The organism is Rothia sp. HMSC062H08, from assembly GCF_001810775.1.
Taxonomy (GTDB): Bacteria; Actinomycetota; Actinomycetes; order Actinomycetales; family Micrococcaceae; genus Rothia.
In genome coordinates this window covers 43,521-52,085 of the sequence record NZ_KV802657.1, presented here as the reverse complement: position 1 = coordinate 52,085, position 8,565 = coordinate 43,521, and the positions used below count along the sequence as shown (strand labels likewise).

The window sequence follows — 8,565 nt, the reverse complement described above, 5'->3', positions numbered from 1 at the left end:
GTTCACTGTATGGTTTTTGGATAACAATCCAATAGGCAATAAAAAGAGCCCGCTTGCGCGGGCTCTTTTGCTTTAACAGCTAAAGTTAGAAAGGGGGCAGACCCGCATGGGTCTGCCCCCTTTTTTTGTACCCTCAGACCCTTGTCTATGGCTCTGACTACAAGGAAGAATGCTCTTCACAGACACACTGGGATAGAGTAGAACCATGCACTACCCCATGTTTTCCCACGCACCAGAGCCCGTCGATCAGCAGCACCAACACAACGGTGAAGAACGAACGGCAGCCCTCTACGTAGAGAGCACACTGGAGCCTCACGAAACCTGGGCGGCACTGACCGAATACATTCACCTCTGGTGGCCCAGGCAGCTCCTACAGAGCGAGGAAAGCCATATCGACCTCTCCACTGAGCTACTGCTCGAAGAGACCGCAGCCGGGGATATCATTCCTGTCGCACGCATTATCCAATGCGAGAACGAAGACGTCCTCACCATCGCACCCTACCCGGGTACACACTTGGGACGCCTCCTGGGAGTAGCTGAAGAATCAGAAGAAAGCCTGAGCTTCATCCTGGATGCCCTGGCACCGGAGACCGCAGAAGGACCGTTATCCCTGCTCGAAATCAGTAGCGGCACCTACACTGGTCGTGAAGACGAGGAACTGGGCATCTACGCTGAACAGGAAGCAGCAGCAGCCCTACTTATGGGTGCCTACAGTCGTTTCATTGGAACTGAACTCCAGCGAGAAGAGCTATAGGGGCCTTCGGATAAAAGAGGTTCTCAACCCCTGTAGAGTGGTATGTCATGAGCACACAGGACCAGAACACCCCGCAGCAGAAGGACGCACGCCCCATCTGGGCGCGGCTGCGTACTAAAGCCACAGCAGAAGAGGCGCAACCTCACCATTACACCAGGGCTGACATGCTAAAGCAGAGCAATATCTGGTTCCGTAAACAGGGCGTGCCCCTCATTATTCCTGCCCGTCAACGTGCTCTCGATGCGTTCCCACGCTCCGTGCCGTGGATCCTGTGGGCTGGCATCATGCATATCTGCTATATCTTCCTGCGCGACATTCTCCTCTTCGTCGTAGAGGACGTGAAGGGTTCCCTACCGAACTACATCAAAGCTCTCACAAGCGATAGCGCCCTCAGCAACGAAGTACTCCCAGTGCTCGTACTCGGCGGGATTTTCCTCGTTATGCCGATTATCTCCGGTGCGTTCATCGCTCTTGCTCACATGCTGATGGTCCGTACCCCGCAGTGGGTTCAAATCACCACGGGTATTCTTACCCTACTTTTTGCCGGAATGCTCTTCACCACCGGCGTCTTCGAAGCAAGCACCCTTGAAGGCATAGACTTCGTCTATGACGGCGGACAGGTCTTCCCCCTGATTGTTATCGGAATCTACCTCGCCATCTTCTTGGGCGTAGATACCGTACTCGGCTGGTCCCTCAAGCACGCCATCCACCAGCTCGCCTCCCTGCCGCCCATGATCGCGAAAGTACTACCCGTACTCATGGTGTCCGTGCTCTTCATCTTCGTGAATGCAGACCTCTGGAAGCTCGCCAACGGGCTCAGCTTCCCGCGCACCTGGGCTGTTCTGGGGCTCATGGGGCTCCTCGCCGTGTTCGTGGTCGTCACGACCTCCCTAGAGCGCACAGCACGCCTTCTAGGACGCAACAGAGGCGACGACATCGCAAGGTTTAGCGAGAGCGACTACGAGCATGCCGCAGCCCTCGAAGGTGGAATATGGAACACCGCCCAAGACTGGGTCGAAGAGCAGAAAATCCTTGAACACCGACCCCTCAAAATCGCGCCCTGGAGCAACCTCATCATCATCCCCATGATCGGGCAGATCATTCAGGCGACCCTCTTCATGCTGCTCGTCTTCGGATTCTTCATGGGCTTCTCGTCCATCGCCATTAGCGACACCACCATCGAATCCTGGATGAGCATCAAACCCGAACACCTCAAAATCCTCGGCGTAGACACCAACATCAACGCCGTCGTCATCAAGGTGTCCATGATCGTTGCCGTGTTCTCCGGGCTCAACTTCGTTGCAACCACCAGTAGCGACGAAAAATACGCCCGAAGCTTCCTCAAGCCCATGATTGAGCGAATCAAACACATCCTGATCATTCGCGATATCTACCTGGGCCTGCTTACCATGCCCAAGAACGAAGTACTCATACCCCTCAGCGAGGAGGAGAGAGTGCAAAAAAAGCCTGACAAGGCGTAAAGAGGTTAGGTAGGGGTAGAAGCTAGTGGGTCGACAGGTTCACTGTCAGCAGGTTGAATACCAGATACACCATGAGTAGGGCCACCGCCGCATCAAGTACACGCCAGGCCTCCGGGCGGGCAAAGAGCGGACGTAAAATTCGTGAGCCGTAGCCAATCATGAGGAACCACAGCACGCTACCGCAGCAGCATCCCAGGTAATACCACCAGCGGCCGGGATCGCCCTGCGTATTAGCCAGAGAACCGAGGAAAATCGTTGTGTCCAACCATGCCAGCGGGTTGAGGTAGGTGACCGCCGCCGTGGTCAGCAGGGCCGCCTTCAAAGACTGCGCATCCTCGGTACCCTCCTCAACGACAACCGCATGCGGGATGAAAACACGCTTCGCCGACTCGTAGCCGAACCACGCCAAAAACGCCGCACCCACGTAGCGGAACACCTCAATAAACCACGGCGCCGCATCCAACAGGGCACCCAGACCCACAACGCCCAAACCAATCATCAGAGCATCCGACAGAATGCAGAAAATAATAATCGGGGTAATATGCCGACCCAAAATACCCTGACGCAGCACAAAAGTTCCCTGGGCGCCAATAGCCGCCACCAAAGAAATCGTGGTGGTAGCACCCAGAAACAGCAGGGAGAGGGATGCGGACATCGTGAAACTTTCTCTGTTGATCAAACGGGGTATGAACCCGCGTACGCAGTGGTGGGTAGCGGCTCTCTTACTACCAGCTTGCCAGGCAAAAGCTCGCGACGCAGGGATAAAGCCTGCGTTAGCTGAAGTGTGAAGTGCCAGAGACGAGAATACGGGAAAAAGGACCCTAAATCTATCTAAATATTTTCACACTGCGTAAGATATTCTTATGACACGTTTCAGTACCGACCAGCTCACCACCTTCGCCACCGTCATTGAATACGGCACCTTCGACGCGGCAGCAGATATCCTGCGAGTGAGCCCCTCCGCCATCTCCCAGCGCATCAAAGCCATGGAACAGATTGCCGGAAAAGTCCTGGTACGCCGAAGCAACCCCGTCACCCCCACCGACGCCGGACAAAGCGTACTGCGCATCGCCCGACAAAGCGAATTCCTGCAGCAAGAAATGGAACGCGAACTCATGGGCGCCGGCGGCTTCCAGAGCGTCTCCGTTGCCGTCAACGCCGACTCACTCGCTACCTGGTTCCTCGACGCCGTAGGAATCCTCAGCCGCGAAGACAGCATCTTCTGTGACCTGCGACGAGAAGGCGAATTCCACTCCTCCGCTATGCTCCGATCCGGAGAAGTCATGGCAGTCATCACCTCCAAACCCGAAAAAATCCCCGGCTGCTCCGTCGAAACCCTCGGTGTGGCACGCTACTGGTGCGTTGCCACCCCCGACTTCGTGCAGCGGTACCTGCCCGGCTGGCCCAAGACCATGAGTCGCGAAGAGCTCAATCGTGCCCCCGTCGTCGAATATGACCGTAAAGACTTTGTGCAGGATGTGGCGCGAGCCCTCATCGAAAAAGAGGTAGGTCTAGAGGCTGAAGAAACCTTCACCCAAAGCCCCACCATCTACATTCCCTCATCTCCGGACTATGCGCGAGCCGTCAGCTCCGGTATTGCCTGGGGTCTCATTCCTGAGGCGCAATGCGCCGAAGAGCTCGAAAGCGGGCACCTCGTGAAGCTCGCCGCAACCCCGGTAGAATTCCCCCTCTACTGGCAGCGCTGGAACATCAACTCGCCCGTTATGGAGCCCGTAACCCGCCGCGTCCACGAAGCGGCACGAGGCGACCTAATCTACTAAAGGGTTCATTGATTCAAGATTCTGAAATTAACCAAATTGTTAAAAATATATGTCTGACTAGACTATATTCTTATATAAGAATATAAGAACCGGGTAATAAAACCCTATAACACCCCACCACACATACAGAGGCGGCCGCCCCACACGGGACGGCCGCCTCTCTATAAGCTCTAACGCCTAAGTCATAACGCCTAAAACTCTAGCGCCAACGAGTCATCATCAGCATGCTCACCATCATGGCGCCCACACCAACACTCACATTCCACATACCCAAATCAGGAATCGGGAACAGGCCCTGCGTAATGTAGAAAACAATAATCCACAGAATGCCCACCGCCAGCAGCGAGAACATAATCACTCGGTACCACAACGGAGTCTGCTCCTTCAGCTGCGTGCCGCTCTCCATCTCACGAGCAATCTCACGCAGACGCAGCTCGCTTGCATCCTCCACCTCAGACTTAGCAGACTTCTGAGACTTCTTCTTGGACGATGCCTTAGCCGAGTTGGTCGACATACTTCCTCCGCTTATTGTTGTATGGGTAACCTAAAAATATATGTTCACACCTATCTTTGCAGACTTACGGGATGATTTCACCTTCTCCGTGCGTTGAAAGATAAGGAACGCCACCCGGCGCCCAAGAACATACACAACCCAAAGGACAAAGGAGAACGCATGAGCCAAGGAACGGCACCCACCGCAGAGCGCCGCCCCCGCACCGTGCTGCACTGGATCATCCAGATTACAGGCGAACTCCTTATCACCGTGGGCCTCCTGCTGTTGCTCTTCGTCGCATGGCAGCTCTGGTGGACCAACATCGACGCCGACCGCACCCAATCCCAAGCCGTCAGCACCCTCGTCCAGGAATTCGACTCCAACCCCGCCGAACCCCTCCCCGACTGGGACCCCAACACCCCTCCCGCCGGTCTGAGCGAACCCGGCCACGGTGAAGTCTTCGGCATCGTCTACATCCCCAAGTTCGGATCCGACTACCAGCGCCCCGCCACCCAGGGAACCAGCTCCGACGTGCTCGACTCCCTCGGACTCGGCCACTACGAAGGAAGCGCCATGCCCGGACAGGTCGGCAACTTCTCCCTCGCAGGCCACCGCCAAACCCGCGGTAAAGTCCTCAACGACATCGACCTGCTCACCGAAGGCGACCACATCTACGTGCGTACCAAAGACGGCTACTACACCTACACCGTCTACAGCCACGAAATCGTGCAACCCGACCAGGTAGAAGTCATCGAACCCGTCCCCGGACAGCCCGGCGTAGCACCCACCGAGCGCCTCCTGACGCTCACCACCTGCCACCCGCGCTACGGCGACACCGAACGATACATTGTCCACGCCCGCCTCGAATCCTGGCAGCCCGCCGCAGCCGGAGCACCCGCAGAAATTGCCGCCTCCGTTGCAGGATCCTAAATCTGAGAGGAAAAGCAGATGTACGCATGGATTTTCCGCCACCTTCCCGGACCCCTGTGGGTTCGCATCATCATCGCCATCGTGCTGATACTCGCCGTAGTCTACCTGCTCATGGAATTCGTCTTCCCCCACTTCGCAGAGTACGGCCCCTTCAACCTGAACGTCACCATCAACCATTAGCGCTAAGGACGTGCCATGACCCGCATCCTTGTTATCGACAACTACGACAGCTTCGTCTTCACCCTCGTCGGCTACATCCAGCAGCTCGGCGCTGAAACCACCGTCATCCGTAACGACGAATACGAGCTCGCCGAAGTCATCAAGCTCGCCGAAGAACACGATGGCGTGCTTGTCTCTCCCGGCCCCGGTGCCCCCGCAGAGGCAGGCGTCATCATTGACACCATCCGCTGGGCAGCCGAAGCGAAGAAGCCGCTACTGGGTGTCTGCCTCGGCCACCAGGCCATCGCGGAGGCATTCGGCGGCACCGTCACCCACGCCCCCGAGCTGATGCACGGCAAGACCTCCCGCCTCGTGCACGAGAACGTCTCCGTGTTCAAGGACGTGCCCTGCCCCTTCACCGCGACCCGCTACCACTCCCTGGCGGTTGTACCCGAAACCATGCCCGAGGTCCTGGAAACCACCTCCACCACCGACAACGGCATCATCATGGGCCTGCGCCACCGCGAGGCCCCCATGCACGGCGTGCAGTTCCACCCCGAATCGGTCCTGACCGAAAGCGGATACCTCATGCTCGGCAACTGGCTCGAAGAAACCGGCCTGCAGGGAGCCGCAGAGCGCGCTAAGAGCCTCTCGCCCCTCATGGCCTAGTACTTCTAGCCTAAGAAGCCCTCAACGGCTTATATCGCCTCCAGAAGCCCCGTAGCAGACACGCTACAGGGAAACTGGAGGCGATAGCTATATCTGGACCCCTAGCTACGAGCAAACCCAGATACACGAACAAGCCCAGATACGCGAAAAGGGGCGGCACCCCACACCCAACGGTGTGGAGCGCCGCCCCTTTTGCTAACCGCTAGAACCCCTTAGCGGGCGTTAGCGTTTGCATTATTAGCGTTGTTCGCATTGGTATTCGCGTTAGTACCCTGAATCGTACGGGTACCCGCAGTAGCGGACGCAGCCGGTGCCGGAGTAGCCGTAGCGGTAGAACGCTGCTGGTTCTGGTTACCAGTGGTAGCGTTCTGGTTACCGGTCGCCGCCGCAGGCTGAGTAGCCGCAGTAGTCGGAGCGGTCGTCTGAGTCGGAGTAGCAGCCACACGGATCGTCACAGTGCTGTTCTGAGCCACCAGAGTACCCGCCGCAGAGCTCTGCGAAAGCACAGTGCCCGCAGGACGCTCGTTAGTCTGAACAGTCTCAATGTTGGTGTTCAGCAGAACATCCTGAGCGGTCAGAGCAGCAATCGCCTGATCCTTGGTCAGACCCACCAGCGAGGGGACCTTTACCTTACCGGAGGACAGGACAATGTTCACGGTGCTACCAGCCTCAACGGTCTGAGCGCCCTTATCGTCGGTCGAGCCCTTCTCCGGGGACAGCTCCACAACCATACCGGCAGGAACGGAAGCGCTCTCCACAGTGGAGACGCGGCCATCCACCAGACCCAGGTCCTTCAGAGCGTTACGGACATACGCCTCACTCTGACCCTGCAGGTTATCCGGCAACTTGACCTTCTCCGGACCGCTCGAAACAGTCACAACCACGGTCGAGCCCTTATTAACCGTAGAACCGACACCCGGCTCAACGTTGATAACGTCGCCCTTCTTGATGTTGTCCGAGTAGCCCTGACGGTACTCCACCACGAAGCCTCGGTTACGCAGCTGGTTATCGGCATCATCGCGGGAAACATTCACCACAGCCGGAACCTGAACCTGCGGAACCTCATTGAGCTTGTTCTGGTAGTACAGAACCGAGCCGACACTGAAAACCAGCAGAGCCACAATCAGAGTACCCACAAGGAAACGAACCCACGCACGCTTACGCGGCGAAGACTCATCGTACTCTGCGTACTCCTCCTCGTCATACAGTTCCTCATCGTCTTCATACTCGAAGAAGCCGTTGAGGCCGCCGTCTTCCACCGAAGCCTCAGTAATCGAGGTGGTGTACGGGGCGTAATCCTCACCCAGGGAAGCAGTAGTCGCCGAAGGAACAAAAGCAGTAGTCATCGCTGCATCCTGAACCACGGTCTCTTCACCCGGGCGAACAACCGACGCCAGAGCCTGAGCGAACTCAGCAGCACTCTGATAACGCTCATCCGGGTTCTTCGCCAGACCCTTCAGAATCACAGCATCCAGACCAGCAGGAACCTCAAGCGGGGTGAACTTGCTCGGAGGCTCAGGGGCATCCGAAAGATGCTTAGCCGCCAGATCAACATTCGACTCAGCGTCAAACGGAGAACGACCAGCAATCATCTCGTAAATTACGCAAGCAGCAGAGTACAGGTCGCTACGGGCGTCAACTTCCTTGCCGCTCACTTGCTCAGGGGACATGTAGCGTGCGCTACCCATCACCACATTAGCCTTGGTCAGCGCCTCGCCAGCTTCCTCAATGGCACGGGAAATACCGAAATCCATGACCTTGATCTGGCCCGGCTGACCCTTAGCGATATCCTCGCTGGTACGCTCCAGCACCATAATATTCGCCGGCTTAATATCGCGGTGAATGATGCCCATCGAGTGGCTGTACTGCAAAGCACCCAGCAGCTGCTCGGAATAACCCAAAGCATCACGGACCGGCAGATGACCGCCACGGGACAGAATGGAACGCAGAGTATGACCCTCCACGTACTCCATCACGATATAAGGAATAGCGGTGCCCTCTTCCGAAGAAGCAGACTCCCCACCATCCTGCGAAGGGTTATACGAACCGGTGTCATAGACAGCAACAATCGCAGGATTGTTCAGAGACGCCACAGCCTCCGCCTCACGCTTAAAGCGTGCGCGGAACGTATCGTCCTGGGCCTGCTCCGGGCGCAGAATCTTAAGCGCAACCTTGCGGCCGAGGCGAGTATCCTCAGCAGCATAAACGGTTGCCATCGCACCGGTACCGATTACCTCGAGTACCTTGTAACGGTTATCAACCGTGTCGGGAACCGACAGGTCCATAAGTTCTCCTGGA

9 protein-coding genes are annotated in these 8,565 nt (G+C 57.0%); 6 read left to right on the top strand and 3 right to left on the bottom strand.

Annotation, left to right across the window (positions count from 1 at the left end):
• Positions 1-217 precede the first annotated feature (217 nt).
• Entirely contained in the window at positions 218-754 is a 537-nt protein-coding gene (locus HMPREF2765_RS02555; protein ID WP_231840270.1) for a GTPase, read from the top strand.
• Between the two features lie 47 nt (positions 755-801).
• Positions 802-2,235 carry a hypothetical protein gene (locus HMPREF2765_RS02550; protein ID WP_049350260.1) on the top strand — a complete coding sequence of 478 codons (1,434 nt, stop codon included), beginning with the start codon at positions 802-804 and terminating at the stop codon, positions 2,233-2,235.
• 22 nt (positions 2,236-2,257) lie between these two features.
• Here the strand turns inward: HMPREF2765_RS02550 and HMPREF2765_RS02545 are convergent, their stop codons facing one another.
• Complete coding sequence (locus tag HMPREF2765_RS02545; protein ID WP_044150899.1) at positions 2,258-2,890, bottom strand: LysE/ArgO family amino acid transporter; 633 nt, start codon at positions 2,888-2,890, stop codon at positions 2,258-2,260.
• Between the two features lie 208 nt (positions 2,891-3,098).
• On the opposite strand from HMPREF2765_RS02545, the gene HMPREF2765_RS02540 reads away from it, so the two are divergent.
• Positions 3,099-4,016 (top strand): LysR family transcriptional regulator ArgP, encoded by a 918-nt coding sequence (locus HMPREF2765_RS02540; protein WP_070604198.1) that lies wholly within the window; start codon positions 3,099-3,101, stop codon positions 4,014-4,016.
• 199 nt (positions 4,017-4,215) lie between these two features.
• Here HMPREF2765_RS02540 and HMPREF2765_RS02535 read toward each other — a convergent pair whose 3' ends face one another.
• On the bottom strand, positions 4,216-4,530 hold the full coding sequence (locus HMPREF2765_RS02535) for a cell division protein CrgA (RefSeq protein ID WP_005507388.1): 315 nt from the start codon (positions 4,528-4,530) through the stop codon (positions 4,216-4,218).
• A gap of 159 nt (positions 4,531-4,689) precedes the next feature.
• On the opposite strand from HMPREF2765_RS02535, the gene HMPREF2765_RS02530 reads away from it, so the two are divergent.
• From HMPREF2765_RS02530 to HMPREF2765_RS02525, 3 genes are read left to right on the top strand one after another with little or no spacing between them, the layout of a single operon-like run.
• Positions 4,690-5,439 (top strand): class E sortase, encoded by a 750-nt coding sequence (locus tag HMPREF2765_RS02530; protein ID WP_049352863.1) that lies wholly within the window; start codon positions 4,690-4,692, stop codon positions 5,437-5,439.
• Between the two features lie 18 nt (positions 5,440-5,457).
• Positions 5,458-5,619 carry a hypothetical protein gene (locus HMPREF2765_RS09265; protein WP_005507386.1) on the top strand — a complete coding sequence of 54 codons (162 nt, stop codon included), beginning with the start codon at positions 5,458-5,460 and terminating at the stop codon, positions 5,617-5,619.
• Positions 5,620-5,634: 15 nt separating this feature from the next.
• Positions 5,635-6,267 carry an aminodeoxychorismate/anthranilate synthase component II gene (locus HMPREF2765_RS02525; RefSeq protein WP_012904364.1) on the top strand — a complete coding sequence of 211 codons (633 nt, stop codon included), beginning with the start codon at positions 5,635-5,637 and terminating at the stop codon, positions 6,265-6,267.
• 212 nt (positions 6,268-6,479) lie between these two features.
• Here HMPREF2765_RS02525 and pknB read toward each other — a convergent pair whose 3' ends face one another.
• A complete protein-coding gene (pknB, locus tag HMPREF2765_RS02520) occupies positions 6,480-8,552 on the bottom strand; it encodes a Stk1 family PASTA domain-containing Ser/Thr kinase (protein WP_049355347.1) in 2,073 nt (690 codons plus the stop codon).
• Positions 8,553-8,565 lie beyond the last annotated feature (13 nt).